We start from the raw sequence: 26,134 nt of genomic DNA on the forward strand, positions 1-26,134 counted from the left end.
CGATGTCATGGCGTGTCCGATAACATTGTAATTTCACTATGTGGACCCGATCCGCGCTTGTTGCAACAGGTTTCAGCCATTTTGCGCTGCCGATCGAATATCGAAAGTATGCTGCCTACCGTTCAATGCTCAGGGTAGAAATCGAGGACTGCGCAATGACCGATGCGGCAATCGTCGGTATCGGCTGTCGATTTCCGGGTGGAATCGACGGGCCGGGAGCCTTTTGGGATTTCCTGATCCGCAGGGGCGACGGCATCGTCGAGGTACCGCCGGATCGCTGGAGCCTCGACAAATTCTACGATCCGGATCCGGACGCGCCCGGCCGGATGTACACCCGCAGTGGCGGATTCCTGACCCAGTCATTGTGGGAGTTCGACGCCGACTTCTTCGGCATCTCCCAGCGCGAGGCCTCGATCATGGACCCGCAGCAGCGGTTGCTGCTCGAAGTCGCGTGGGAGGCGCTCGACGATAGCGGAATGGCCGGACGGGTCGCGGGGCGCGATATCGGCGTCTTCGTCGGCGGTTTCATGAACGACAATGCGGTGGGCCGCAACGTGGTCCGCTCCGCGATCAACAGCCACACGCCGACCAGCTCGTCGCACACCCTGCTCTCGGCGCGCATCGCCTTCCTGCTCGACCTGCACGGCCCGACCATGACCATCGACACCGCCTGCTCGTCGTCGCTGGTGGCATTGCATCAGGCCGTCCGATCACTGGCGCTCGGCGAATGCGGCTCCGCCATCGTCGGCGGTGCCAATGCCATGCTGCAGCCGGAAACCTTCATCTCCATGTGCAAGGGTCGATTCCTGTCCGTGGACGGTCGCTGCAAATCGTTCGACGCCTCGGCCGACGGCTACGGCCGCGGCGAGGGTGCGGGTGTGGTGATCCTCAAGCCGCTCGAGGCCGCGGTACGCGACGGTGACCGCATCTATGCGGTGGTCCGCGGCAGCGGTGTGAATCAGGACGGCCGCACCTTGGCCATTCCGGTCCCGAATCCCGTTGCACAGGAAGAACTTGCCCGGCGCGTGCACACCAGCGCGGGCATCGCACCGCATGAGATCGGCTACGTCGAGGCGCACGGCACCGGGACACCGGTCGGCGATCCGGCGGAGATGACGGCCCTCGGCAGGGTGTACGGCGCGATCGACGGCCGGACCGAGCCGCTGCCGGTCGGGTCGGTCAAGAACAATATCGGTCACACCGAGGCGGCGGCGGGTGTCGCCGGAGTCATCAAGGCGGCGTTGACCATTCACCATCGAACGATCGCGCCGCAGGCCCGGCTGGATCAGCTCAATCCCGAGATCGCGTTCGACGAACTGCGGCTGCGAGTGCCGATGGCGGCCGAACCGCTGGTCCGGCCAATGGTGGCGGTCAACAGCTTCGGCTACGGCGGCACCAACGCGCATGCGCTCATCGGCCCTGCGCCGACCACCGTCGAAACCCGTTCCGACACAGAGGTAATGCGTCTGCCGATCCTGCCGCTGTCGGCGCGCAGCGAACCGGCGCTGCGCACACTCGCCGCAGGGCTGTTGGCGGCGGCCGACACCGAATCGCTCGACAACCTGACCGAGGCAGCATGGGTGCGCCGCGCGCATCACCCGTTGCGAACCGCTTTCCGCTACGGCGATTCCGGCGAATTGCGTGCCCAGCTAGCCGAATTCGCCGCTGGCGGTGGTCAACCGCCCGCCCGTGCCATCGCCGAAGGCCACACCGATCCGGTATTCGTCTTCAGCGGTATGGGGCCGCAGTGGTGGGCCATGGGCCGCGGCCTGCTCGCGGGCGAAGGCCCGGCAGCCGAACTGGCGCGCGAAATCGATAGGGAATTCGCCGAACTCGCGGGCTGGTCGATCCTCGAGGAGATGGGCCGCGACGAGGCGGACTCACGGATGGCGCGCACCGAAATCGCGCAACCGGCCAACTTCCTGCTCCAGGCGGCGCTGACAGCGGAACTCGCCGATTTCGGCATTCGTCCCGCCGTCACGGTGGGACACAGCGTCGGCGAGGTGACGGCGGCCTATGTGTCCGGTGCGCTGTCGTTGACCGAGGCGGTCACGGTCAGTTACCACCGGTCCCGCCTGCAAGCCACCACGGCGGGGACCGGCGGCATGCTGGCGGTCGGGCTGACCGAGGTGGAGGCGCGCGAACTGCTGACCGACCTCGACGGCGTGTGTATCGCCGCCGTGAACAGTCCGTCGGCGGTCACCTTGGCCGGGGACAGTCAGGTGCTGGCGTACCTCGGGGAACGTCTCACCGCCGATGGGGTTTTCGCCAAGGCGCTACGTGTCGAAGTCCCGTACCACAGCCATCTGATTGACCCGATCCTCGACGATCTGCGCACCGCACTGGCGACGCTCGCACCGGGGGATGCCACCGTTCCCGCCTACTCGACCGTCACTGGTACGCAGGCGACCCAACAGGATTGGGGTGCGGAGTACTGGGCACGCAACGTCCGCGATCGGGTCCGGTTCGCGGACGCGATCGGCGAGCTGCTCGATGCCGGACATCGGGTTTTCTTGGAAGTCGGTCCGCACCCGGTGCTGAGCGGCAGTATTCGGGAAATCCTGGTGCAGCAGGGCATTACCGGTGCCGCGATCAGCACGCTGACGCGTGGCGGCGATGACAGCGAGAACATACTGACCGCGATCGGTGAGTTGTATCGGGCTGGGTCTTTGGACGGTGACCGCCTGCCGAGCGCGATCGATCCGGGTGCCGGGCACGTCGACCTACCGCACTACCCGTGGCAGCGCCGGTTCGTGTGGACCCAGGAGCCGGAAACGGAGCTGGATCGGATCGGCACCCCGAACGGATACGCCATGCTCGGCGATCGCACTGGCTCGGTGGCCACGGAATGGGAAGTCCAACTGTCGGTTTCGAACCTGCCGTGGCTGCGCGATCACGTCGTGGCCGGTGCCGTGGTGCTGCCGGGAGCGGCCTACCTGGACGCCGCCCTGAGCGCCATCGCACTACGCACCGGCCGGGATTCGTTCGGGCTCGAATCCATCGAATTCATCAGCCCGCTGGTCATCGACGAGCACGATGTGCCGGTCGTGCGGATCGGCGTGGAGGAGAGCACCCGCCGGTTCACCATCCAGTCCCGGCCCGCGGGTGGCGGGGGATGGACGCTCAACGCGCACGGCCGTCTCATCGAGGCGGACGCCGATGCCACCACCGTCGCCATCGCGCCGCCACGGAATTCGGTGGAGGTAGCGGTCGAGGAGCTCTACCAGAGCATGGCCGAGCACGGACTCCGCTACGGACCGGCCTTCCGGCTGCTGAGTCAGGTCTGGGTCGGACCGGATAACGTTGTCGCACACCTCGATTCGTCTGCAACGATCGGGCAGGGGCATCTCGCCCATCCGGCGATAGTCGATTCAGCGCTACAGTGCTTTGCCGCGCTGTATGCGCGAACGTCTGCGGCACAGCCGAATTCCGGAACCGACACCGAGGTGGTCGTGCCCGCCGCGATTTCCGGGATCCGTTGGACCGGTCCGATTCCGGTCGATCCGGTCGTGGTCCTCACCCGTGTACCCGGTAATCCGCTGCGCGCCGATATCCGCATCGCGTCCGTGAGCGGCGAGGTCGCAGTGACGATGTCAGGAGTGCAGTTCCGCGCTCTCACACCGCAGCCGGCGCTCACCGAACAGCTCGACGGGCTGTTCTACGAGCCGGTGTGGGAGATCGTGACCGACTCCGCGGAACCGGCGATGCAAGACCTGCCCGGTGCGGAGGAGTTCCTGCTCGTCGTCAACCTCGGCGCGGAAATCTCCCAGCGCGCCAAGGAAATCGCCAATGCGCGGATCCGGGCCGAAGTGGTGACGGTCGGCGAGCATGCCTCGGCGGCCGACCACGAACAGTTGCTCGACCTGCTGCGTACCGCGCATTCCCGGCCCGAGGTCGAGCGCCTGCGGCTCGTTGTCGTCGCCGGGTCCGAACTCGACGGCATGGGCAATGTGTACGGGCTCGCACAGGTAGCCCAGGCGATCAAGGCGCTGTTGTCCGACGAGCTGCCCCTCGTGGTGCACGCCGTCGTGGTCACCGAACATGCGTTGTGCCTGCCGATCGACCGGTTCGCCCGGCTCGAGCATTCGGTATTGACCGGAGCGCGTCGCGAACTGCTCAACGAACTTCCGTCCGGACAGTGGCGACTGGTGGATACCGAACCCGCCTCGGCGGCGGCCGACATCCTCGAGCAGATCTACACCGACACCACCATCGACGAGGTGGCGCTGCGTGCGGGCGCGCGCTGGACGATCCGTTGGCGACAGACGCTCACCGACCGGCTGGCCGGATGGGATGTGCCACGGCCGCTCACCGACCCCGAACAGTCCTTCCGGCTCGATATCCCACGTTCGCGACTGCTGCCGGAACTCGCACTGCGCACCTGTGATCGGGTCGCGCCGGCACCCGACGAGGTCGAGATTCGGATGCAGGCGGTCGGCCTGAACTACAAGGACACCCTCAAGGTGCTGGGTGTGCTCACCGAAAAGGAGTTGGACGGAACATTCTTCGGCACCGAGATCGGCATGGACGGCTATGGCGTCGTGACACGGGTCGGCAGCAATATCTCCGATATCGCACCGGGAGACGAGATTTCGGTCGTGGCACCGGGAATCGTGCAGCGCTATGTGACGATCCGGCCGGACACCGGCGCGACCACTCGGATGGATATCTTCCCGCCAGGCACCTTCGATCCGCTGCACTGCACCTCGGTAATGCCGCTTTTCACCGCCGAAATCGGGCTCGGCGAACTGGCTCGGGTGCAGCCGGGCGAAACGGTGCTGATCCACGGCGCGGCGGGCGGTATGGGCATGGCCGCGGTTCAAGTCGCGCTGCGGATGGGGGCGCGGGTGATAGCCACCGCCGGTACCGAGGAGCGGCGCGCCCGGGTGCGGGCGCTCGGCGCGCACGAGGTGCTCGGTTCCCGGTCGATCGGCTTCGTCGACGAGGTGCTGCGCCTGACCGACGGTGCGGGCGTCGATGTCGTCTACAGTTCCGCGCCGGGCGAGATCCTGCAGCAGAACTTCCGGGTCGCAGGCGAATTCGGCCGCATCGTGGATATCGGCAAGGCCGACATCTACGGCTCGGGCACCATCGACCTGCGCCCCTTCGACCGGAATCTGGCATTCTTCGCCGTCGATATCGACCGCATCCTGGCTCGGCGTCCCGCGCAGGTGCGCCGGGCGGCCCGGCGCGTGGTGGACGCGATGTTCCACGGCGAGTACACCGCATTGCCGAACACGCCGTTCGCACTCGACCAGCTGACCGCGGCATTCGAAACGGTGGCGCGCTCCGCCCAGATCGGCCGGGTGGTGCTCGATCTGCGCGAAGAACATCCGGCGGTACGTCACATCCCGGGCGAATTCGAATTCGACCCCGCCGCAAGCTATCTGGTTACCGGCGGCTTCGGGGCCTTCGGACTGGCCACCGCACGTCAGCTGGTGCGTGCCGGCGTGCGTCACCTGGTGCTCGTCGGTCGCGGTGGCGCGTCCACCGATGCGGCGCGAGAACAGTTGGCGCGGTTCGCGAACGAGGGTGTCGACGTGCGCGAGGAACGCGTCGATGTCGCAGACTACGACGCGGTCGCCGATCTCGTCGCGCGCATCCAGGCCGGCGGTGCACCGCTGCGCGGTGTCATCCATGCCGCGGGCGTGGTCAACAACACCGAGATTCCGGAGGTCACCGCCGAATCGCTGCGGGAGATCTTCGATCCGAAGGTGATCGGCGCAACCAATCTCGATCGGGCCACCACCGCCGCGGGCGTGGAGCTCGACCTGTTCGTGCTGTACTCCTCGGCGAGCGGTATCGCCGGGCTTTCGCCCCAATTGGGTTATGCGTCAGCCAATTCCGCACTCGACGCACTCGCCTGGGCCCGGCGCGCACAAGGCAGGCCCGCACTGTCGGTGGACTGGGGATTCATGCGCGGTGACGGCGGTATGGCCGACTCCCGGGCGGTATCGCGCTACGCCGAGATGACCGGATACGGCTCGCTGGATATGGATTTCGCGACCCTGCTGCTGCGGGAATGTCTGCGTTTCGACGTGACCCAGCTCGCCCTGCTCGACATCGACTGGGCGCAATGGGCACTCGCGCACCGCTCGTCGGCGCGCGCGCCGCGGTTCGTCGAACTGGTCACCGCCGCGGGCGGCGGCGCGGCGGGCACGAGCGCACTGCGCGCCGAAATCCTGGCGCTGGAGCCGGAATTCCGCGGCGAGGTGGTCGCTTGCCTGCTCGCCGAGCAACTCGCGGTCGTCCTCGGCGTCGACGCGGACACCGTCGATCTGGCGACTCCGACCCTGGAATTGGGGCTGGATTCGTTGATGGCCATGGAATTCGGTGCACGCGTCGTGAAAAGCCTCGGCGTCAAGATGTCGGTCCTCTCGATCGGGGCCGGACTCTCGCTGGCGGGCCTCGGCGTGAAGATCGCCGCTCAGATCGCGCACGAAGAAGCAAGTACCGAAACGACAGCAGCGTGAGGACTACTGCATGACAACTGAGAGCATCGATCCCCGTGCGCTCGCCCGTGCCCTGATGGCCAAGCACGATGTGGGCAATGGTGCCGGTACCAATCGGGCCGGCACGGCGACGGCGCCGGGACCCGAACGCGGTGCGGCCGATATGCGGACCGCTCGCGGCCCGAACCTGCAGACCTCCTTCCGCGATCATCCGGGTGTGCTCGAGGCCAACGAGAAGTTCGCCGCCTTCGACGCCTGGACGCGCGAGGCCGGTGTGCTCAATCCGTACTATCTGCCGCACGACGGCATCAGCGGGGCGGTGACCAGCTTCGCGGACCGGGACCTGTTGAACTTCAGCAGTTTCGGCTATCTGGATCTGGCCGCCGAGCCGCGCGTGCATGCCGCCGCCATTGCCGCGATCGGCCGCTACGGGACATCCGCGGCCGCGGTCCGGATGGTCGCGGGGGAGCTACCGCTCTACGGCGAGCTGGAACGCGAGCTCGCGCGGATCTACGACACCGAGGCCGCCATCGTGACGGCCAGTGGCTTCCTCACCAATGCGGCGGCCGTCGCCTTCCTGCTCGGAAAGCGCGATATCGCGGTCTGCGACTCACTGATCCACAACAGCATCGTCTCCGGTACCGAGTGGGCGGGCTGCAAACGCGTCACCTTCCGGCACAACGATCCCGAGTCGCTGGAGGCGATTCTGGCGATGTCGCGGCGCAGCTTCGATCGGGCCCTCGTGCTGATCGAGGGCGTGTACAGCATGGACGGCGATGTGGTCCGACTGCCCGAAATCATCGAGGTGGCAAGGAAATACGACTGCTCGATCATGATCGACGAGGCGCACTCGTTCGGTGTACTCGGTGAGCGCGGGCTCGGCGCGCGCGAGCTGTTCGATCTGCCGGGCGATGCCGTCGATGTCTGGATGGGCACGCTGTCGAAGGCGCTCGGCAGCGTCGGCGGCTACCTGGCGGCCAATCGCGAACTCGTCGAAGGGTTCAAATACTCCGCCGCTGGCCTGAGCATGTACACGGCCGCACCCGCGCCGTCCGCGGCGGCGGCCGCTCTGGAGGGTCTGGCCGTGCTGCACGACGAGCCGCAACGCGTCGCGGCACTGCGGCGCAACGCCGAGTACTTCCATCGCCGAGCCCGTGAACTCGGCTTCGATACCGGCAACGGCCAGGCCACACCGATCACCCCGATCATCACCGGCGCGAACGAACCCGCGGTGCGCGCCTCGATGGCACTGCTGGAGCGCAATGTGATGGCCAATGCCATCGGACATCCGGTGGTCCCTGAGGGCGAGGCGCGATTGCGGTTCTTCATCAACTGCCGTCATACCGAGGCGCAGCTCGATCACGCATTGGACACCCTGCGGTCGGTGTTCGACGGTCTCACCACGGAAGAGAGTCACCACTCGTGAAACTGCCCGTCAGTTCTTCTCTGTTGCGAAAAGCGTTGGTGCCATTGGCATCACTGACGCTGATGGCGGTGCTGTTCGTGCCGGCCCACTCGGCCATGATCGCCCCGGTCGAGACCGATCCGAACAGTCCGCTGGCGAGCCGGTTCCATTTCACCGAGATGCCGATCGCGCTGCCGCCGGGGCTGCCGGAGCGCAAGATCCGGCATATCGAGCCACGGTACGAGCACGTCGTCGCCTGGATGTCCTCGGTCAACTCCGCGGCGGCGATCAACGATATCGACGGCAACGGCCGTGCCGATGATCTGTGCCTGGTCGATTCCCGATCCGATACGGTGATCGTGACGCCGACGCCGGACAGCGACACCAGCCGCTACGCACCGTTCGCACTCGACCCGGCACCGCTGCCGACCGACGACCGGATGGCCCCGACCGGCTGTGTCCCAGGCGATTTCGACCACTCTGGGCGCGTCGGTCTGATGGTTTACTACGGCGGCCGCACGCCCATCCTGTACCTGCCGCGTGCGGGTGCCAAGCGTCTGGACAACAAGGCATTCCGGCCGGTGGAAATGGTGGAGCCGCCTGCCACCAAGGACGGCAGCTATCAGGGTGCGCGCTGGTTCACCCTGGCCGCCTCCGTCGCCGACTTCGACGGTGACGGCAACCCTGATGTTTACCTCGGAAACTATTTCCCGGACAGCGATTTCATCGGTCCGGACGGTCAGCACAGCCTGACCCTGAACGAATCGTTCTCCAAAGCGACCAATGCGGGGACCGACCGCATCCTCACCTTCCAGCAGGGCACCGGCGGTGCCGAACCGACCGCGATGTACCGCGAGGTGGTCGATGCGCTCCCGGAAGGGAAGGCGAACGGCTGGACGCTGGCTTCGGCCACCCAGGATCTCACCGGCGATCAACTACCCGAGCTGTATGTCGCCAACGATATGGGCCCGGATCGCCTGTTCGTGAACAAGTCGACACCGGGACACATCAGCTTCGGCCTGGCCGAAGGTGAGCGTGGCCCGACGGATCCGAAGTCCTTTGTGCTCGGCCATGATTCGTTCAAGGGCATGGGCGCGGACTTCGCCGATCTCGACGGCGACGGCATGCCCGATCTGTTCGTCAGCAATATCGCGCAACGCTGGGGCATCGTCGAAGCCAACCTCGCCTTCTACAACACCGCGGCCGATCCGAAACAAGCCGCGGCGCAATTGGAGTCGGGTATCGCCCCGTTCAAGAACCGGGCCGTGGAGAAGGGCATCGCCTGGGACGGCTGGTGCTGGGATACCAAGGTCGCCGACTTCGACAACAGCGGCCGACCACAGATCGTGCAGACCAACGGCATGTTCAAGGGTTCGAGCACGCGTTGGCCGCAGGTGCAGGAAATGGCCACGATGAACGACGACTTCAGCAAGTACCCGTGGGCCTGGCCGAAATTCACCGAGGAATCCGACCTGGCAGGCAATAACCGGATCGGTTTCTTCGCCCAGGACGACAACGGCAAGTTCACCAATATCTCCCCCGCCCTGGACACCTTCGCGGCGACACCCACCCGCGGCATCGCGGTCGGTGACTCGACCGGAACCGGCAACCTCAGCTTCGCGGTCGCCAGGCAGTGGGAAGCGCCGGTCTTCTACCGCAACGACGCACCGCATCCCGGGCAGTACCTCGGCCTGCGACTGTTGACTCCACCGACCACCGCTGCCGCCGGCGAGACAACGGTCGCGGGCAAGCCGGTGCTCGGGTCTGCGGCCCTCGGCGCCGAAGTCACCGTGACGATGCCGGACGGCAAAACCCATGTGGCACAGGTCGACGGCGGCAGTGGGCACGCGGGTAAGCGGTCCACCGATATCCACGTCGGACTCGGCGATATCGATCCCACTACCGCGCTGTCGGTGCAACTCGCGTGGCGCGACAACCATGGCGGCGTGCACACCCAGCAGCTGCAGCTGCAACCGGGGCAACACACCCTCGTACTCGACTCCGATGCCCGGGAGGTGCACCAGTGAGTGTTCAAGCACATTCGAACGGAACAGCCGTCATCGAAAACACCAACGGCTCCGAGCTCACCCCGGTGCAGACTTGGCGGCGAAAGTGGTTGGGCGTCAATATCGAAGGACGTGATCCGCGCTATCTCGCGCTGCGCAACTTCGCGGCCTCGCTGACGATCTTCAATATCCTGGGCTTCCTGTGGCTCGGGTTCGAACAGCCGTGGCTGTGGCCGTTCCTCAGTGCGGGTACCGCATACGTGGTGGAAATGATCCTGGAGACGCTGGCGGCATGGGCCTATCGCCGCCCGGCGGGCTACCGGGGCAACGGACTTCGCGGGCTGATCGTGTTCCTGCTGCCCGCGCACATCACCGGTGTGGCCTTCAACTTCCTGATGTACGCGGCAGACCAATTCCTGCCGATCATGTTCGGCATCACGGTCGCGGTCGGCACGAAGTGGGTGCTGCGAGCCAAGGTCAACGGCAAGGTCAAGCACTTCATGAACCCGTCGAACTTCGGGATCGTGGTTGCGCTGCTGGTCTTTCCGACGATCGCCGTGGTCGGTCCGTATCACTTCGTCGAGAACATCTCGGGTCCGGCCGATGCGCTGATCGTGCTCGGTCTGCTCGGCGCGGGCACCATGCTCAACGCCAAGCTGACCAAGAAGACACCGCTGATCATGGCCTGGCTCGGTGCGTATGTGCTGCAGGCGGTGGTGCGCGGCCTGCTGGACAGCAATATCTCGATCATCGCGGCGCTGCTGCCGATGACCGGTATCGCCTTCGTGCTCTACACCAACTACATGATCACCGACCCGGCGACGACACCGTTCGCCAAGCGCGATCAGATCATCTTCGGCGCCTCGGTCGGTTTGATGTACGGCGTGCTGATGGCCCTGCACGTCTCGTTCGGCTTGTTCTTCGCCCTGGTGCTCGTCTGCGCGAGTCGCGGAATGTTCTGGTGGAGCCGGAATATTCGGGAGTGGCTGGCAAACCGCGCGACCGTCGTTGTGGTGGACGTCCAGGAGGCGGCACCTGAGTCGGATGAATTGGCGGCGGTTGAGTCTGGTGAGTCGGTGGTGGTCGAGTCGGGTGAGGCGGTGGTAGCTGAGTCCGGGGAGCTGGTGGCTGCTGAGTCGGCAGAACTGGCGGTGGTAGCTGAGTCGGGTGAGTCGGTGGTGGTCGAGTCCCGAGAGCTGGTGGCAGCTGAATCGGGTGAGCCGGTGGCGGTTGAGTCTGGTGATTCGGCGGTGGTCGAATCGGGAGAGTTGGTGGCGGTCGAGTCGGACGAATTGGCGGCGGTCGAGTCGGGTGAGCCGCTGGTAGCTGAGTCCGGCGATTCGGCGGTGGTCGAGTCGGGCGAGCCAGTGGTAGTTGAGTCGGGAGTGCTGGTGGCAGTTGAGTCGGTTGAGCCGGTGGCTGTCGAGTCGGAAGAGCTGGCCGCAACAGGGTCGAAGGAACCGGCGGCTGTTGGCCCGGAGAAGGAACCGGCGCGGTCCTCATAGCCGAAACCAACACCGCCGCAACAGAATCGAGGTTCATATGCCATCACTGATCGGACCACTTCGCTCCACCCTGCTCGGCACGAATATCGAGCAGGAACCGCTGAAACGGCCTGGCTTCGCGACACCGAGCCCGGCGACCGCGGCCGAACTGGAGCGGGTCGCCACCCACCTGTCCACCAGCATCCACGTCGCGGTGTGCAGTAAGAACAACGCGGAGTTGATCGAGCAGATCCAACAGCTGCCCGAGCAGTACCAGGGCTTCGCATTCGAGGGCGCCGCAACGGGTCTCGCGGCCGTCGATTCGATCACCCCGTTCAGCCATCGCGCCGCGGACCTGTTCACCGGTCCCGCGGCCAAACACGACCTGACCATGTACGTCGGCGTCGGTCTTGCGATGGGCAAGATTCCGAAACCGATTTGGAAGAAGGTCTTTCCGAAGCATCCGGTGTACCGCTGGCTCGCGATCGACGGATACGGCTTCTACAACGCCTTCTTCCGCACCGAGAAATACATCGAGCGCCGGCACGTCGACCAGCGGTACCCGTCCTGGATGGGCGATACCGCACCATTGAAACGGGCTGCCGATCAGGGTATCGGGCGCGCACTCTGGTTCATCGGCGGCGGCTCGGTCGAGGGTGTCGCGGCCCGGATCGCGGAGTTCGACCCGAGCAGGCATGCCGACCTGTGGAACGGCATCGGCATCGCGACCACCTTCGCCGGTGGTGTGGAAGTCGCGGACCTGGAAGCGATTCGGTCACTGGTGCCGCAGTTCCATCAGCAGTTGGCGGCGGGATCGACCATGGTCGCGAAGATCCGGCAGCAGGCCGACAGCGCCACCCCGCACACCGAGGTCGCGGTGCGCACCTATACCGGCCGCACCATCGACGAGGCCGCGGCCCTGATCGACAAGGCGTTCGTCGGCATACCGGCGGACGGCACGGCCACCAGTTATCACGCCTGGCGCGACCGTCTCGGTGAGCTCGCCGTACCCGGCGGGAACTGAAAATGACTGTGCGCTGGACGGATAAGCATGTGATCGTCACCGGCGGCTCCGATGGCATCGGAGCCGCCGTGGCTGCCGCGTTCGCCATGCGCGGCGCGCGTGTCTCGGTCATCGCCCGGCGGGAGGAGCCGCTGCGCGCCACCGCCGAGCGGATCGGGGCCGACTGGCGCACCGCCGATGTCACCGACCGAACGGGACTGGCGGTCGCCGTAAAAGAACTGGAGGAACGCAACGGGGCCTGCGCGGTGATCGCGTGCTGCGCGGGTCTCACTCTGCCCGGACTGTTCCTCGATATCGACAGCGATGAGTTCGGCATCCAGAGCGATGCGAACTATCTCGGCTCGGTCAATGCCATTCGATGTGTGCTGCCCGGCATGGTCGAACGTGGCGAAGGGTGTGTCCTGCTGACCAGTTCGACGGCGGCCTTCCTCGGCATCCCCGGATATTCGAGCTACGGGCCGACCAAGGCGAGCGTCCGCCAGCTCGGGCTGTGCCTGCGCTACGAAGTCGAGCCCGCCGGGGTGACGGTTTCCGTGCTGTACCCGGCCGACACCGATACTCCCGGACTCGCCAGGGAGAACCTGCGCAAACCAGCCGAGACCAAGGCCATTACCGGTTCGATCAAGCCGATGCCCGCTGCCGAGGTCGGCGAAGCGGCGGTGCGTGGGCTGGAGCGGGGCCGCCACCACATCACGCTGGATCCACTGACCACGTTCTTCATGCGGTGGGCCAATCTTCCGGAGGATCTGTCCCGGCCGTTCTTCCGCCGCAGTATCGCCCGAGCACGTCGACATGCACAGCAGGAGCAGACCTGATGTCCACCACAGTCAGCGGCGGGGCGGCCTCGTTGCGTGCACAATTGCGCCGCATCTTCACCGCGGGCCCCGGCGAGGAGGGGCGTCCGCTGCCGCTGCGCACGAAGATCAACTATGCGCTGTGGCTGACCCGTCCGGAAATCGCGCCGATGTCGGGTGCGGTCATGGTGGCCGATGTCCTGTTCAGCGCGCACACCGGCGCTGAGATCTGGTCGGCGCCGATGATCGTGGCCGCGGTAATGCTGGCCGCCGCGATTCAACTGTTGCACGTCGCCAATTGCCTGGCCGATCGCTGGGTGGACGTCGAATACAAATCCAAGTTCTCCCGCATGGTTCGAGATCTCGGCGTGCGATTCGTGGCCTGGCAGATCTACCTCACCACCGCGGGCATCGGCGTCGGGTCCGTCTACCTCGCGGTGGCGACCGGGCATCTCGATCTGCTGTTGATCATTCCGGTCGGCACCCTGTTGTTGCTCGAATATTCGCTGCCACCTTGGCATTTCAAGGCCGCCGGATTCTGGCAGATCCCCTGGACCTACATCATGACCATGGTGTTTCCAGGCATTGTCGTGCTCCGGCTGTACGACCGGCCGATCGAAATACCCGCGCTCATCGCCATTCTCGGCTTGGGGCTGACGACCACCGGAGTTTTCGTCGCGAACACCGCCGAAGACATTCCGGAAGACACCGAGCACGGATTCCGGACCTCGGTGGTGGCGCTCGGTCTGCGCGTCTCGCTGTTCGAGTCGATGACGCGGGTCACCGTCGGCGCCGCACTCGTGGCGGGGTCCGTCGTCGCCATGGTGGGATTTACCTGGACATTGCTCGTATATGCCGTTGGCGTGTCGATCGTTGTCGGCTACCTGGGCTGGACCCAGCTCGGCACCTGGGGCAAGCCGCTGGACGACGCCATGCCGCTGGTCCGATCGCAGGCGAAACTGTTCGTATACATGGTCGCGCTCGTGGCCTGGGCGGCCGTGGTTCCGGCTGCCGCGGTGTTCTGCCGGCGATGAGCGGATCGCGAAAGACCACGGAGCCACGATCATCATGACCACCGAGATTCGCTCCGATCGCGAGGCTCTGCTCGTCGAACTGGTCGATGAGCACGGCCGCGCGATCGGATCACGTTCCGTGGCCGAGGCACACCGCCCGCCCGGGTATCTGCACCGCGCCTTCTCGGTACTGCTGTACGACGCGTCCGGACGGATCTTGCTGCAGCGCCGGTCGGCGGTCAAAACCCGCTTTCCGCAACGCTTTTCGAACACCTGCTGTGGTCATCCCGCACCCGGCCAGGATGTGGTCGCAGCAGCATCGATCCGGCTGATGGAGGAGCTGAACCTGACCGTCACCGAGTTGACCGAGGCGGGCATCTACCGCTATCGGGCCGCCGACCCACGCGGGGATCAGGTGGAGCACGAATGGGATCACGTGCTGGTCGGCGTCATATCCGACGGCCTACCCGACCCCAACCCGGCCGAGGTCTCCGAATGCGCCTGGGCCGACCCCGCCGAGCTGCTCGGACGTATCTCGACGGCACCCGAGTCCTATACTCCTTGGCTGCGGGGTGTCCTCGAGATCGCCACGCATGCAGCTGATTTCACTCATGTGGGCAACAAGAAGCCCTCAACCAGAGGCTCGGTCAGTGGGTCTTCCTGACGTGCGCCAGAGTGCGCTCTACTCAATAAGAGTGTAATGATATGTCCGAGAGCGCGTTGTCCTACCTGGGAAGTCTGCGACAGACTGCTAAATGGCGTCCAAAATATTCAAATGGGTATAAGGTACCTCGCTGGGATGGCAATAGGCAGTACCAGGAGAGGCTGAGATGACGAGCAGCGAGCTGGCCGGTATCGCGATCGAAGCGATGCGATTGCAGAACGCATATGCGCGTGCGATCGACACGCGCGACTGGGACCTCTTTCGGACGCTGTTCACCCCCGACGTTGTTGCGGAGTACCCGGGCATGCCGTTCTCGGGCATGGCGCACTGGTTGGAGTTCTTCGTCCCCTTCCACGACGACTGCACCTGGATCCAGCATGCGATGGCATAACCTACCCCCACTCCGTCCTCGACCTGGCCGACACAGCCACCACTACCGAAGTATCGGGCGAGAATGCGCTAATGGAGAGGCGCTCTCGACGTTTGCCGCCACCATTACATTCTCAGCCGATAGCTACCGAAGGTGACACCACCACCTAGTTCGCGTCGTCTTGCGGCCAACTGTCGCCGATGATCAGGCGGCCGGATCGCATTGCCTGCGTGTACTGTTCGGCGACGGCGGGGGTGGGGTAGGTGGGCCAGTAGGAGATGGCGCCGGTGGGTTTGTCGATGACGCAGACCGAACCGCCGATGGTCGGGGGCAGCGGGGGTTTGTGCGGGTCGATGCCCGGTGCGGGCGCGAAGATGGCGACGACGGTGAACCCCGCGTCGAATTCGGTGAGCAAGTTGCTGATGCCGACATCGGTGGACAGGTAGTGGTCGGCGAGGCGTTGTGCCTCGGCGAGATCCACGGGAGTGCTCGCCTCGGTGGGATAGGCGTGGATATCCATGCCAGAGAATTTACGGCCAAAGGCGAACGGGCCGTGGTCATTCGAAGTGGACGGTGGCGATCATCCGGCGGGCTAAGGTTTCGGGGTCGGAGCTGTCACCGAGTGCCGAATCCTGTAGTGCCCCTTCGCGCCACAGTGCCGCGAAGCCGTGGACCAGTGACCAGGCGGCGAGGCGGGTGGCTTGTTGCTGCTCAACGGTGTTGTCGGGCTGCATGACCGAGACTCCGGAGCGCAGCGCCGCACCCGCCGCCGTGCGGGCGGCGACCAAACGCTCGTCGTCGGCATGCAGGAGTTCGCGCCGGAACATCACATCGAAATGGCCGGGATGTTCGCGCGCGAAGCGCGTGTAGGCGACCGCGACCTCGCGGAATTCCGGTCCGGCCGCGGCCAGTTGCTCGGCGAGCAGGTCGAAACCTTCGATCGCGAGTGCGGTCAATAGCCCCGCGCGATCACCGAAGTGGTGCGCGGGGGCCGCGTGCGAGACATCGGCCCGGCGGGCCAGCCCGCGCAGCGATACCGCGTCGACACCGTCGGTCGCGATCTGATCGGCGGCCGCGGCCAGGATGGTGGCCCGCAGATCGCCGTGGTGATAGCTGCTCTTCGCCATGCCTCGATGGTCGCCCAAAATCTAGACATTGACAAGTTTCCCGCTCAGACCTAATCTAGTCACTGTCAAGATTTGGTGCTCGACCCACAGGAGACTCTGATGGCACCGCTGGTTGTACTCATCGTCATCGCCGGACTCGCTCGGTTCATCGGCTGGCTCGGCAACCTCGGTTGGCTCGACTCCTGGCCGCACGCCGCCGCACTCGGGCTCGCCGCGATGTTCGCCCTCACCTCGAGCGCGCACTTCGTCGAGCCGAAGCGCGGCGCACTGATCGCCATGGTGCCGCCGCGGCTGCCCAACCCGGCGGGCTGGGTGACTTTCACAGGCTTGCTCGAAATCGGCGGCGCGATCGGTCTTTTGATCCCGCCCGTCGCCAAACTGGCTGCTGGGGGCCTGATCCTGCTGCTGATCGTGATGTTCCCGGCGAATATCCGTGCGGCACGGGGGGATATCGGCATCAAGACCATGCCGCTGCCGCTACGCACCATCGTGCAGGGCATCTTCCTCGGCGCGGGCGCGCTCGTCCTGCTCGGCTGATCCGCGAAACCAGCGTCGGCACACCGAATTCCGGTGTGCCGACGCCTGTTGTGCAGCGCTACACGGGTTGCATGTTGCGGTTCTGATCGGCAGCACCGCGAAGTTCCCTTGGTACCGACCTGCGACAGCTGCGCGGCCCGACGCGTGCGGAGGCCAGCGGTCCGTAGCGCAATCCGAGTTCGCAGCGGTATCCGCCGACGGGCACGGTTGCGCCGCCGAGAGGATATCGATGTCATCACTGATTCCCGCGACACTCGGCTGGCTGGTGCTCGGCTACGTCGGCGCCATTACGCTGGTCGGTTGATGTTGTTGCGGGACACCATCATCGATCGGCTCATCAATCGCAACCTGGTCTGGAGCATCGCCGCCCTGCTGTGCTACCGATGCGCCCAGGCGAGTGTCACCAGTCCGGTCTACGTCCTCGCGCTGGGATGCGTGGAAATGACAACCATGCACCTGTTTGTCATAGGCCGATACATTCTCGCCGAGACCGATTCGACAGTGGTGTGGCGGCGGCTGCGTCGGTGCGGTTTCGTCGCCGCGGCGGCCACTGTGGTCATGTTGCTCGCCGGGATGATGGCACAGGACAACGGACGACCGGCCGATCTGAGCGCACACGGGCCCGCGGCGATCTTCGGGATCGCCTATGCCGCACCGCTTGCGGTCAGTATGGTCGTTTTCCTGCTCTCGGGCATCCACGAGCTGCGCTCGGGTGACCTCAGCGCCAAGATGCGGGTGGTCTGCTGGATTCTGGGCATCAGCGGCGGCTTCGTCGCGAGTAATCAGGCCGCGGACCCTGAACGGCCATAGGCTGTATCCATGACCTACAAGATCGTTTCTCGGCAGTTCGACCTCGATGTGGACGGCTCATCGCTGACCGGTTATCTGGCGCGACCGGAGGGCGACAGCACATTTCCGGCCGTCCTGGTCGGCGCCGAGTTGTGGGGACTCACCGAGGACGCGCGCCGGATCGTCGATCGGGTCGCCGAGCTCGGCTATGTTGCCTTCGTGGTGAACGTCTATCACCGCTCGGGTCCGGAAACGGCTGCGGGACTGGCCGAGACCGATGAGAACCGGACGCGTGCTTTCGGCCTGCTCGGCGAGCTCACCCGCGACGGTGTCGAGGCCGACTTCCGGGCCGCCATCGCCTACGCCCGCGAGCACGGCGGCGCCACCGACAAGACCGGCGTGCTCGGCTTCAGCCTCGGCGGCCATCTGGCCTACTTCGCAGCCACCCGGCTGGACCTGGATGCCGCGGCCATCTTCTACCCCGGTTGGCTGACCACGGCGGGCACCGCGCTGAGCAGGCCCGAGCCGCTGCTTGCGGTGACCGAGAACATCGCCAAGGGTGATGTGCGGCTGCTGCTGTTCTTCGCCGAACTCGATCACGTCATCGATGCCGAACAGCGCGAACAAGTCGAGGCGGCCTTGAATCAGGCCGGTGTGCGGCACGAATCGGTGGTTTACCCGTGCGCGAAGCACGCCTTCTTCTTCCCCGACCGGGAACCGTACGACGAAGCCGCCGCTCAGGATTCGTGGCAGCGCACCGCCGACCTGTTCGCCACCGAATTGAGCTGAGCCCGAACCGAATACGACGAGAGCCCGACCGGCCCTGTCTCCCCCTCCGAAGACAGGCCCGATCGGGCTGTAATAAATATTCCTCGGAGAGCTTGACAGGGCCTTAAAGGAGCCTTAATGGAGACGTGTCAAGCGGATCAGGGCCGCTTGGCGCCGAGCTGGGCCAGGAATTCCGCATTGGTTGGAGCCTGACGCAGGCCCTCCAGCAGTAGGTCGGTGGCTTGCTGACCGTCCACTGCGGCGAGGGTGCGGCGCAGCAGCTGGGTGGCCGCCAATTCATGCGGAGTGAGCAGCAATTCGTCCTTGCGGGTGCTGGACTGCGCGATATCGACGGCCGGGAAGACCCGGCGGCTCGCGGTCGCGCGATCCAGTTTCAGCTCGGCATTACCGGTGCCCTTGTACTCCTCGAAGATCACGGTGTCGGCCAGCGAACCGGTCTCCACCAGGGCGGTGGCGATAATGGTGAGCGAGCCGCCGTTCTCGAAATTGCGTGCGGCGCCGAGGAATTTCTTCGGCGGCGCGAGCGCCGCGGCATCGACGCCACCGGAGAGCACCCGCCCGGAGGACGGTGCGGCGTTGTTGTACGCGCGGGCGAGGCGAGTCAGCGAGTCGAGCAGCACGACGACATCCCTGCCCATTTCGGCCAGGCGCTTGGCATGTTCGATGGCGAGTTCGGCCAATGCGATCTGCTCGCGCGGGGTTTGGTCGAAGGTGGCGGCGGCGACATCGGCGGGTACCGACCTGGCCAGATCGGTGACCTCCTCGGGCCGCTCGCCGACCAGTACGAGCATCAGTTCGCACTCCGGGTGGTTCTTCGCGATACCGTGCGCGATCGCCTGCAGCACAGAGGTTTTGCCCGCCTTGGGAGGCGCGACGACGAGTGCGCGCTGGCCCTTGCCGATGGGCATGACCAGGTCGGTGACCCGCGTCGTCATGGCATGCGGTTCGGTTTCCAGACGCAACCGCTGGTTGGGGTAGATGGGGACGAGGTCCTCGAAGCTGGGCCGGGCGCGCTCGGGATCCTGACCGTTGAGCGATTCGATGCGGACCAGCGGATCGAGTTTGCCGCTACGTGCGGGTTCGGCGGTGCCGACAATGAAATCGCCACGGCGCAAACCGAATTCGCGGATGAGCCGGGGTGGCACGTGCACGTCGTCCGGGCCGGGAAGGTAGCCGTCGACCCGGAGGGCGGCGGCGCGATTGTCGGCGATATCGAGGATGCCGCTGACGGATCGTACGGGGTGCTGAGCGGTCTCGGCCGCCGCGTCCCCGTCTCGTGATACGGGAAATGTGTTGTCTTTCATGGGTTTCCTTTGCATGGGGGTACGGCGAACGGCCGTGTGAGGCAGCGGCGAGTGGGCGCGCTGCGGTGAATGTCCCTGTGGGCTCCGGGAACGAGGTGGACCACCATCGTGATCGGGAAGTCGAGAAATCTTGTGGGAGTTCGGCTCTGATCGGCCGGGATACCAACATCCACAAGGACAGGGCCGAGGATACATCGTCCAACAGGTGGCACGCAATGGTCACAGCTCGGTCACGGCGAACGGAGCAGGCCACGTTTCCGTATCGGTAGCCGCTCACGCGAACGGCGCGGCGGTGTGTCTCGTATCAGTCCATATCCGGCCAGGACCGACCGAAGGCAGGAGCTGCAATGGCCGACCTCGAACCGTTCTACCAGCAAGTCCAATCGCACTACGACGTCTCCGACGACTTCTACCGGCTATTCCTCGACCCGTCGATGACCTACAGCTGCGCCTACTTCGAGCGCGACGATATGACCCTCGAACAAGCCCAACTCGCCAAGATCGATCTCGCGCTCGGCAAACTGGACCTGCGACCGGGGATGACCCTGCTCGATATCGGGTGCGGTTGGGGCGCAACGATGTTCCGTGCGGTCGAGCGCTATGGCGTGAAAGTCGTCGGGCTGACCTTGAGCCGCAATCAGTACGAGCACGTCCGCTCGGAGATCGGTCGGCGCGGTGTGGCGGGCGTCGAGATCCGGCTGCAGGGCTGGGAGGAGTTCGACGGGGGTGTGGACCGGATCGTCAGCATCGGTGCGTTCGAACATTTCCGCCGCGAGCGGTACCCGGTATTTTTCGAGCGCTGCTACCGCATGCTCCCGCCCGATGGCCGGATGCTGCTGCATACGATCATCGGCCATACCCTCAACGACCTGCGTCGCATGAATATTCCGGTGACCAGGGAGGCCGCGCTTTTCCACATCTTCATCAGGCGCGAGATCTTCCCCGGCGGGCAGCTGCCCCAGCCCGCCGAGGTCACCCGCCTGGCCGGGCAGGCCGGATTCGGCACCGAGTGGATCCAGCCGCTGCGGATGCATTACGCACGCACGCTGGATCAGTGGGCGCACGCGCTGGCGGACCAGCACGACGAGGCGGTGCGGATCGCCTCGGAGGAGGTCTACGCCAGATATTTGAAGTACCTCACCGGATGTGCCCGGTACTTCCGCAGCGGGCACATCGATGTCATGCAGTTCACATTGGCGAAGTGAGGGATCAGAGGACGGCTTGGGTCTGGGTCACCTTGGCGACGAGTTTGTCCGCGTCATCACGGATTTCGGTCTCCACCACGATGAACGACCGTCCCGCGTGCAGCGGCCGCGCCGTCGCGGTCGCATAGCCGGAACGCACGGCTCGCAGGAAGTTCGTCTTGGATTCGACCGTCGTCGTGCCCTGCTTGCCCTCGGGCAGATTCAGGAACGCACACACCGCGGCGGTGCCATCGGCGAGCGACATCAGCACCCCGCCGTGCAGCACTCCGCCCAGCGTGCACAACGATTCGTCCCAGGCGATCCGACTGCGCACCAATTCGGTCCCGTGTTCGAGCACCTCGACTCCGAGACGCTCGGTGAACGGCATGGACTGGTGAAAGAGCTTGGTGCCCACTTCATCGATCATGAAGTCAGCCTGCCCGATGCACCCGGCGCGCGTCGATTACCCCCGAGGTAATCAGCAATACGAGCAGTACGGTCGCACCGCCGCAGAGCAGCACCGTCCCGGCCGATGTCCGATCCACGATCACCCCGCCGACCAGCGCACCGACACAGAAGGTCGCCTGGAACGAGGCGGTGAACAGCACCGACGCCACCTCCGGCGCATCGGGCAGCGCATCGGCGAACCAGGTCTGCAGCACCACCGGCACACCGCCGTATCCGATACCCCACACGATGAGCAGCGCGGTCGCACCGAACTCCCAGCGCCCCAACAACGGCAGCAGCAGCATCGCGGCCGCCATCGCACTCGCCGCGAAGCCGAGCGCGAGCCGGGGACGGCCGAGCAGGGCGCCCCCGAGGAAGTTCCCGGCAACACCGGCCACGCCGTAGATCAGCAGCAGCACCGTGATCGTGCCCGCACTCACCTCGGTGACCTGCTCCAGGAACGGCGTGACATAGGTGTAGGTGCCGAACTGTGCGATCACCACGAAAAACGTTGCCAGCAAAGCGATTCGAATACCCGGACCGCGCAGACCGATGCGCAGCGTGGTCAGGAGAAGGGCATGTTCAGCGGGTAGCGCGGGCAGTGCGACCGCGAGCAGCACCAGCACCACGGCGGACAGCAGGCCCAAGACCACGAACGCGGCCCGCCAGCCCGCGACATTGCCGACGAAGGTGCCCGCGGGCACGCCGAGCACCGAGCCGAGTGGAACGGAGGAGAAGATCACCGCGGTCGCCCGGTGCACCGACTCCGGCGGCACCAATCGGCCGGCCAGTCCGGCCGCGATCGACCAGTAGCCGCCGATGGTGAACCCGATCAGCACGCGGGAGGCCAGCACCACCCAGAACTCCGGTGCGAGCGCGGCCACCGCATTGGCGATCACCAGCAATAACGTGCAGCCGCACAGCAACAGTCGGCGATCGATCCGCGCGGCAGCGACGGTCACCAGCGGCGCGGCGATCGCGGCCAGCAGACCGGGCAGGGTCATCATCAGCCCCGCCATGCCGTCGGAGATCGTGAAATCGGCTCCGATCGAGGTCAGCAGGCCGATCGGCAGAATCTCGGTGGTCACGATCGAGAAGATGCCGAGCATCACGGCGACGACGCCGAGCCACCGGATCAGCGGCGGCCGGGCGACGGTGCTGGGGGAGGGCGCAAGAGCTGTGGACATGCGCTCCAGTCCAGCAATCCCGCCCGTCGACTTCTGGCGGGTTCGGGCCCTCGTAATGCGCTCAGCTCATCCGAGTGACGACCGCGCCGGGCAGATGCGGCAGCACCACATCGATGAGCCGCCACGGCCATCCCGGAACGCAGGCGCGAATCTTCTCGCGCTCGATCGCCCGCACCATCGCCGCGACGCCCTTCGCCAATGGCGTGACCATGCGTGCGTCACCGGCCTTCGCCGCCATATCGGTGGCGATGAATCCGGGAAGCAGTGTGGTCACCGCGATCGGTGAATTGGCGAATTCGACGGTGAGCGCCTCACCGAGCGCGGCCAGTCCGGCCTTGCTCGCGGAATATGCGGCCTTCTTGCCCGGCAGGCCGCGCACCGCGCTCATCGACGACACCAGCACCAGATGCCCCGACTCCTGGGCACGAAAGATCTCCAGTGCCGCCTCGGTCTGGGCGAGGGCGCTGACGAAATTGGTGGTGGCCGTGGCGATATTGGCATCCGCGCGGCCGGTGCCGATCCGCGCGCCCTTGCCGATGCCGGCATTGACGATCACCCGGTCCACTCCGCCGAGTTCATCGCGCAGTTCCGCGAAAACCCGTGGGACGGCCGAATGGTCATCGACGTCGAGCGCGCGGACCGCGACGGTAATGCCCGGGTGCGCGGCGGTGAGTTCGTCGCGCAGGGCCTCGAGCGCGTCCAGGCGCCGGGCGCATAGAGCGAGGTCACGGCCCATGGCGGCAAAATCTCGCGCCATGGCCGCACCGAGTCCGGCGCTCGCGCCGGTGATCAGGATTTTGCTCCGCGTCATGGTTGCGAACCATAGCGGCTACTGAACGCGAGTCAATATCGGAGTGGTGTTCGACTCAGCCGCCGAATGAGCCCGTGCTCGGTGGCACCATGTGCCAGGCGCCGCAGTTCACCGTCTTGAAGGCGACATCGGTCGGCGCGATCTCGGCACGGACCGGACGGTTTCTGGTGAAGTCGTTATTGATGATGTAGTGCTGATCGGTGTTATCGCCTTCGACCTTGCGCAGCCGCCGCCAGTCGCAGCCGACCGCTGGGTCGGGGGTGCCCTGGCCCTCCCAGGTACCGGGGAAGATGTCGACGCCGACCAGGTAGACACCATCCTCGGTTATGGTGTTGCTGGGCTGGGCGGCCGCGGTGCCGGTGCCCAGCAGTGTCACGGTGGACGCCATTGCCCCCGCGATCACGAGCGTGCTTGCACGCATACTGCTGTCTCCTCGAATTGTGCTCTGGCCGCCACTGGCGGCTGACCTGCGGAGATCCCCGTATCTCCGGGGGCAAGGTCTACCAGACTCAGTGGTCGATTTCGGTGGAATCGCCAGATTCCGCCTCGGGCGTGATTCCACTCGCCTCGATTCCCGCGATATCCCTTATATGAGTGGTATTTGTCCGGTGGTCGATGTCGCGGGCAGGCGGTCGACTTGCGGGGTGGCATGTGCTGGGCTCTGTACCGACGACGGGCTCGCCTCCGTGCTAGCCGCGGACCGGGCGCTACTGCATTGGCGCGCCATGCGCGGACTCGGCGATTCGGGCCTCGCCGAACACGCGGTGCAGGAGACGTTGCTGCGAGCCTGGCGTTCGTGCTCGGGGTTCGATGAACGCAAAGGCACGGTGCGCACCTGGCTGCTCGCCATCGAACGCAACGTCATGATCGATATCGCCCGCGCCCGCGCCGCCCGGCCCGCCGATACCGGATGGGATGAGATCACCGAGCTCAGCGATGTCCGCTTCGCGAATCCGGACTTCGCCGAACGTCTCGTCGACGGTCTGCTCGTCGCCGATCTACTCGCCAGGCTGCCCGAACTGCAGCGCACAGCCGTGGTGGAGGTGATCCTGCGGGACCGGGCCTATCAAGAGGTGGCCGATGACTTCGGCGTCCCGGTCGGCACGGTCAAGACCCGGGTGCACTATGCGCTGCGGTCGTTGCGCCGCTTGCCGATCGGGGCCTGAGCCCGCATCCGGCTGGCAATCCCCGTTTCACGGCGGTGTGAGCCGCATTTTGGTCGTCTGATCAGGGGGAATACGCTCGAGCGTATCGATAACATTTCGATAACGTAGCTTGCTTTGCTGGTGCTGACGTTGCCAGAGTGAACCACTGGGTTTGGTGTTACTAGTGGGAAGGGAGGGGTGCTCCGTCCCGGGGCACCGACACCGCACATGAAGCCAAGCATCATCAGCACCGGTATCTGCGGCGCCGTCACGGCCGCCGTGGTGGTGACGCTGTCGGGGCTGGCCCCGGCCGCGATCGCCGATCCGGCAGCGCCGGATATGTCCACGAAACTCGCAGGCAAGACGATATTCCTGGACCCGGGTCATCAGGGGCCCAACCACGCCGAGAATTTGGCAACGCAAGTGAGCAACGGTCGCGGCGGCACGAAGGACTGCCAGACCACCGGCATGACCACGGTCAACGGCGTGCCGGAGCACACCATCAACTGGAAGGTCGCCGACCTGGTCCGGGCCGCCCTGCAGGATCTGGGCGCCAAGGTGGTACTCAGCCGTCAGGACGACTCCGGATGGGGCGGCTGCGTCGATGAACGCGCGCGGGCCGCCAATGCCTCCGGCGCCGATGTCGCGGTGAGCATCCACGCCGATGGTGCGCCGGCGCAGGACCGCGGCTTCCATCTGATCGTGCCGCAGCTGCCGATCCCGGATCCGAAGGCCGATCAGATCCAGTCCGGACCCGGTCTCGCGGCGACGAAGGCGGTGCGCGACGCGTATCTCGAGGCCGGATTCCCGGCCGCGAATTACGCGGGCGCGCAAGACGGTCTGCAGACCCGCGCGGATGTGGCCGGTCCCGCACTGACCACCGTGCCCGACGTTTTCATCGAAATGGGCAATGGCGCCAATGTCGAGGACGCCGCACTGCTGGAGAGTCCGGAGGGTCAGGTCAAACACGCTCTGGCCATAACGACCGGCCTGGTGGGCTTCTTGCTCGGCGCACCGCAGCAGTCGACGGCAGCGCAGGGGACGGTTCCGGCGCAGACCGGGTCGACCGATCCACAGGCTCCCGCTGCACAGCACGCTCCTGGTGGAGCGCAGGCTTCGGCTATCCCGCAGCCGCAGGCCGTTCCCGAACCCGCGGTGGCCCCGAATTCCACGGGGCCGACCGCACCCGCATCATCGACTCCGCCGCCGGGGTACAGCCAGGCACCGGGCTACGCGCAGGTGCCGAGCACGCCCGATCCGCAGACACCGGGATCGGCGCAGTCGCCCAGCACTCCGCAAGCGGGTTCACCACAGCGCTACGGGCTCTCGCCCAACACGCCACAGTCGCAGGGTTTCGGGCTATTGCCGAATAGCCCGCAGTCGCCCGGTTCTCAGTTGTCGCCGGGCCAGACCGTGCCGAGCACGACAGCTACCCTGCCGGCCTTGGTCGGCACGATCATGCAACTGATGCTCCCGCTGGCGAAGTCCCTCGGCATGGACAACACGGTGATCACCTCGGAGCTGATCAACTTCGCCTACACCTTGGCCAGCACCCTGCTCGGCCCGACCAAGTAACACCGTCTCGCGTCCGAGTCGTCGAAG

At 65.8% G+C, this 26,134-nt stretch carries 21 protein-coding genes and 1 pseudogene; 15 read left to right on the forward strand and 7 right to left on the reverse strand.

Annotated features, from left to right (window positions below; genetic code table 11):
* Window positions 1–155 precede the first annotated feature (155 nt).
* The 9 genes from ACQPYR_RS09965 to ACQPYR_RS10005 all read left to right on the forward strand — a co-directional run bounded on the left by ACQPYR_RS09965 (window position 156) and on the right by ACQPYR_RS10005 (window position 15,233).
* Window positions 156–6,473, forward strand: a complete 6,318-nt coding sequence (locus ACQPYR_RS09965) for a type I polyketide synthase (protein ID WP_433630304.1) — start codon at window positions 156–158, stop codon at window positions 6,471–6,473.
* 10 nt (window positions 6,474–6,483) lie between these two features.
* On the forward strand, window positions 6,484–7,878 hold the full coding sequence (locus ACQPYR_RS09970) for an aminotransferase class I/II-fold pyridoxal phosphate-dependent enzyme (RefSeq protein ID WP_433630307.1): 1,395 nt from the start codon (window positions 6,484–6,486) through the stop codon (window positions 7,876–7,878).
* Window positions 7,875–9,884, forward strand: coding sequence for a CRTAC1 family protein (locus ACQPYR_RS09975; protein WP_433630309.1), 2,010 nt, complete (start codon window positions 7,875–7,877; stop codon window positions 9,882–9,884). The genes ACQPYR_RS09970 and ACQPYR_RS09975 overlap by 4 nt, the downstream gene beginning before the upstream one ends.
* Entirely contained in the window at window positions 9,881–11,368 is a 1,488-nt protein-coding gene (locus ACQPYR_RS09980; RefSeq protein WP_433630311.1) for a hypothetical protein, read from the forward strand. Before ACQPYR_RS09975 ends, ACQPYR_RS09980 begins: the two co-directional genes overlap by 4 nt.
* 37 nt (window positions 11,369–11,405) lie before the next feature.
* On the forward strand, window positions 11,406–12,371 hold the full coding sequence (locus ACQPYR_RS09985) for a DUF1702 family protein (RefSeq protein ID WP_433630314.1): 966 nt from the start codon (window positions 11,406–11,408) through the stop codon (window positions 12,369–12,371).
* Between the two features lie 2 nt (window positions 12,372–12,373).
* Window positions 12,374–13,186 carry an SDR family oxidoreductase gene (locus ACQPYR_RS09990; protein WP_433630316.1) on the forward strand — a complete coding sequence of 271 codons (813 nt, stop codon included), beginning with the start codon at window positions 12,374–12,376 and terminating at the stop codon, window positions 13,184–13,186.
* Entirely contained in the window at window positions 13,186–14,199 is a 1,014-nt protein-coding gene (locus ACQPYR_RS09995) for a UbiA family prenyltransferase (protein WP_433630319.1), read from the forward strand. The genes ACQPYR_RS09990 and ACQPYR_RS09995 overlap by 1 nt, the downstream gene beginning before the upstream one ends.
* Before the next feature lie 34 nt (window positions 14,200–14,233).
* Window positions 14,234–14,842 carry an isopentenyl-diphosphate Delta-isomerase gene (gene idi / locus ACQPYR_RS10000; RefSeq protein WP_433630321.1) on the forward strand — a complete coding sequence of 203 codons (609 nt, stop codon included), beginning with the start codon at window positions 14,234–14,236 and terminating at the stop codon, window positions 14,840–14,842.
* Window positions 14,843–15,008: 166 nt separating this feature from the next.
* Window positions 15,009–15,233: a nuclear transport factor 2 family protein gene (locus tag ACQPYR_RS10005; protein ID WP_433630323.1), complete on the forward strand. Its 225-nt coding sequence runs from the start codon at window positions 15,009–15,011 to the stop codon at window positions 15,231–15,233.
* A 145-nt stretch (window positions 15,234–15,378) separates the two neighbouring features.
* On the opposite strand, the gene ACQPYR_RS10010 is transcribed toward ACQPYR_RS10005, so the two are convergent.
* Both ACQPYR_RS10010 and ACQPYR_RS10015 read right to left on the reverse strand, forming a co-directional pair.
* Complete coding sequence (locus tag ACQPYR_RS10010) at window positions 15,379–15,732, reverse strand: hypothetical protein (RefSeq protein ID WP_433630325.1); 354 nt, start codon at window positions 15,730–15,732, stop codon at window positions 15,379–15,381.
* 37 nt (window positions 15,733–15,769) lie between these two features.
* Window positions 15,770–16,339, reverse strand: a complete 570-nt coding sequence (locus tag ACQPYR_RS10015) for a TetR/AcrR family transcriptional regulator (RefSeq protein WP_433630327.1) — start codon at window positions 16,337–16,339, stop codon at window positions 15,770–15,772.
* A gap of 99 nt (window positions 16,340–16,438) precedes the next feature.
* Between ACQPYR_RS10015 and ACQPYR_RS10020 the strand changes: the two genes are divergently transcribed.
* The 3 genes from ACQPYR_RS10020 (at window position 16,439) to ACQPYR_RS10030 (ending at window position 18,454) form a co-directional block, all read left to right on the forward strand.
* Window positions 16,439–16,876 carry a DoxX family protein gene (locus tag ACQPYR_RS10020; RefSeq protein ID WP_433630329.1) on the forward strand — a complete coding sequence of 146 codons (438 nt, stop codon included), beginning with the start codon at window positions 16,439–16,441 and terminating at the stop codon, window positions 16,874–16,876.
* A 300-nt stretch (window positions 16,877–17,176) separates the two neighbouring features.
* Complete coding sequence (locus ACQPYR_RS10025) at window positions 17,177–17,686, forward strand: hypothetical protein (RefSeq protein ID WP_433630331.1); 510 nt, start codon at window positions 17,177–17,179, stop codon at window positions 17,684–17,686.
* Window positions 17,687–17,695: 9 nt separating this feature from the next.
* Window positions 17,696–18,454 carry a dienelactone hydrolase family protein gene (locus tag ACQPYR_RS10030; RefSeq protein WP_433630334.1) on the forward strand — a complete coding sequence of 253 codons (759 nt, stop codon included), beginning with the start codon at window positions 17,696–17,698 and terminating at the stop codon, window positions 18,452–18,454.
* A 137-nt stretch (window positions 18,455–18,591) separates the two neighbouring features.
* Here ACQPYR_RS10030 and ACQPYR_RS10035 read toward each other — a convergent pair.
* Window positions 18,592–19,692: pseudogene (locus ACQPYR_RS10035) on the reverse strand (transcription termination factor Rho, short form); the annotation flags it as partial.
* 413 nt (window positions 19,693–20,105) lie between these two features.
* Here ACQPYR_RS10035 and ACQPYR_RS10040 point away from each other — a divergent pair.
* Complete coding sequence (locus tag ACQPYR_RS10040) at window positions 20,106–20,963, forward strand: cyclopropane mycolic acid synthase family methyltransferase (protein WP_433630336.1); 858 nt, start codon at window positions 20,106–20,108, stop codon at window positions 20,961–20,963.
* A gap of 4 nt (window positions 20,964–20,967) precedes the next feature.
* Here the strand turns inward: ACQPYR_RS10040 and ACQPYR_RS10045 are convergent, their stop codons facing one another.
* The 4 genes from ACQPYR_RS10045 to ACQPYR_RS10060 all read right to left on the reverse strand — a co-directional run bounded on the left by ACQPYR_RS10045 (window position 20,968) and on the right by ACQPYR_RS10060 (window position 23,808).
* Complete coding sequence (locus tag ACQPYR_RS10045) at window positions 20,968–21,369, reverse strand: PaaI family thioesterase (protein ID WP_040693984.1); 402 nt, start codon at window positions 21,367–21,369, stop codon at window positions 20,968–20,970.
* A gap of 4 nt (window positions 21,370–21,373) precedes the next feature.
* The gene (locus tag ACQPYR_RS10050; protein ID WP_433630339.1) at window positions 21,374–22,576 is read right to left on the reverse strand and encodes an MFS transporter; all 1,203 of its coding nucleotides are present in this window, start codon (window positions 22,574–22,576) and stop codon (window positions 21,374–21,376) included.
* Between the two features lie 61 nt (window positions 22,577–22,637).
* Window positions 22,638–23,387, reverse strand: coding sequence for an SDR family oxidoreductase (locus tag ACQPYR_RS10055; RefSeq protein WP_433630341.1), 750 nt, complete (start codon window positions 23,385–23,387; stop codon window positions 22,638–22,640).
* Between the two features lie 55 nt (window positions 23,388–23,442).
* Window positions 23,443–23,808, reverse strand: a complete 366-nt coding sequence (locus ACQPYR_RS10060; protein ID WP_387289550.1) for a hypothetical protein — start codon at window positions 23,806–23,808, stop codon at window positions 23,443–23,445.
* 265 nt (window positions 23,809–24,073) lie between these two features.
* Between ACQPYR_RS10060 and ACQPYR_RS10065 the strand changes: the two genes are divergently transcribed.
* Together ACQPYR_RS10065 and ACQPYR_RS10070 are read left to right on the forward strand one after the other, a co-directional pair.
* Window positions 24,074–24,553, forward strand: coding sequence for a sigma-70 family RNA polymerase sigma factor (locus ACQPYR_RS10065; protein ID WP_433601907.1), 480 nt, complete (start codon window positions 24,074–24,076; stop codon window positions 24,551–24,553).
* Window positions 24,554–24,760: 207 nt separating this feature from the next.
* Window positions 24,761–26,107, forward strand: a complete 1,347-nt coding sequence (locus tag ACQPYR_RS10070) for an N-acetylmuramoyl-L-alanine amidase (RefSeq protein WP_433630344.1) — start codon at window positions 24,761–24,763, stop codon at window positions 26,105–26,107.
* Window positions 26,108–26,134: the final 27 nt, after the last annotated feature.

This window comes from Nocardia sp. CA-120079, assembly GCF_050955745.1.
Lineage (GTDB): Bacteria > Actinomycetota > Actinomycetes > Mycobacteriales > Mycobacteriaceae > Nocardia.

Coding starts and splice junctions, on each gene's coding strand:
- ACQPYR_RS09965 (WP_433630304.1), top strand. CDS start 156: ATGACCGATGCGGCAATCGTCGGTATCGGCTGTCGATTTCCGGGTGGA.
- ACQPYR_RS09970 (WP_433630307.1), top strand. CDS start 6,484: ATGACAACTGAGAGCATCGATCCCCGTGCGCTCGCCCGTGCCCTGATG.
- ACQPYR_RS09985 (WP_433630314.1), top strand. CDS start 11,406: ATGCCATCACTGATCGGACCACTTCGCTCCACCCTGCTCGGCACGAAT.
- ACQPYR_RS09990 (WP_433630316.1), top strand. CDS start 12,374: ATGACTGTGCGCTGGACGGATAAGCATGTGATCGTCACCGGCGGCTCC.
- ACQPYR_RS09995 (WP_433630319.1), top strand. CDS start 13,186: ATGTCCACCACAGTCAGCGGCGGGGCGGCCTCGTTGCGTGCACAATTG.
- idi (WP_433630321.1), top strand. CDS start 14,234: ATGACCACCGAGATTCGCTCCGATCGCGAGGCTCTGCTCGTCGAACTG.
- ACQPYR_RS10005 (WP_433630323.1), top strand. CDS start 15,009: ATGACGAGCAGCGAGCTGGCCGGTATCGCGATCGAAGCGATGCGATTG.
- ACQPYR_RS10010 (WP_433630325.1), bottom strand. CDS start 15,732: ATGGATATCCACGCCTATCCCACCGAGGCGAGCACTCCCGTGGATCTC.
- ACQPYR_RS10015 (WP_433630327.1), bottom strand. CDS start 16,339: ATGGCGAAGAGCAGCTATCACCACGGCGATCTGCGGGCCACCATCCTG.
- ACQPYR_RS10020 (WP_433630329.1), top strand. CDS start 16,439: ATGGCACCGCTGGTTGTACTCATCGTCATCGCCGGACTCGCTCGGTTC.
- ACQPYR_RS10030 (WP_433630334.1), top strand. CDS start 17,696: ATGACCTACAAGATCGTTTCTCGGCAGTTCGACCTCGATGTGGACGGC.
- ACQPYR_RS10040 (WP_433630336.1), top strand. CDS start 20,106: ATGGCCGACCTCGAACCGTTCTACCAGCAAGTCCAATCGCACTACGAC.
- ACQPYR_RS10045 (WP_040693984.1), bottom strand. CDS start 21,369: ATGATCGATGAAGTGGGCACCAAGCTCTTTCACCAGTCCATGCCGTTC.
- ACQPYR_RS10050 (WP_433630339.1), bottom strand. CDS start 22,576: ATGTCCACAGCTCTTGCGCCCTCCCCCAGCACCGTCGCCCGGCCGCCG.
- ACQPYR_RS10055 (WP_433630341.1), bottom strand. CDS start 23,387: ATGACGCGGAGCAAAATCCTGATCACCGGCGCGAGCGCCGGACTCGGT.
- ACQPYR_RS10060 (WP_387289550.1), bottom strand. CDS start 23,808: ATGCGTGCAAGCACGCTCGTGATCGCGGGGGCAATGGCGTCCACCGTG.
- ACQPYR_RS10070 (WP_433630344.1), top strand. CDS start 24,761: ATGAAGCCAAGCATCATCAGCACCGGTATCTGCGGCGCCGTCACGGCC.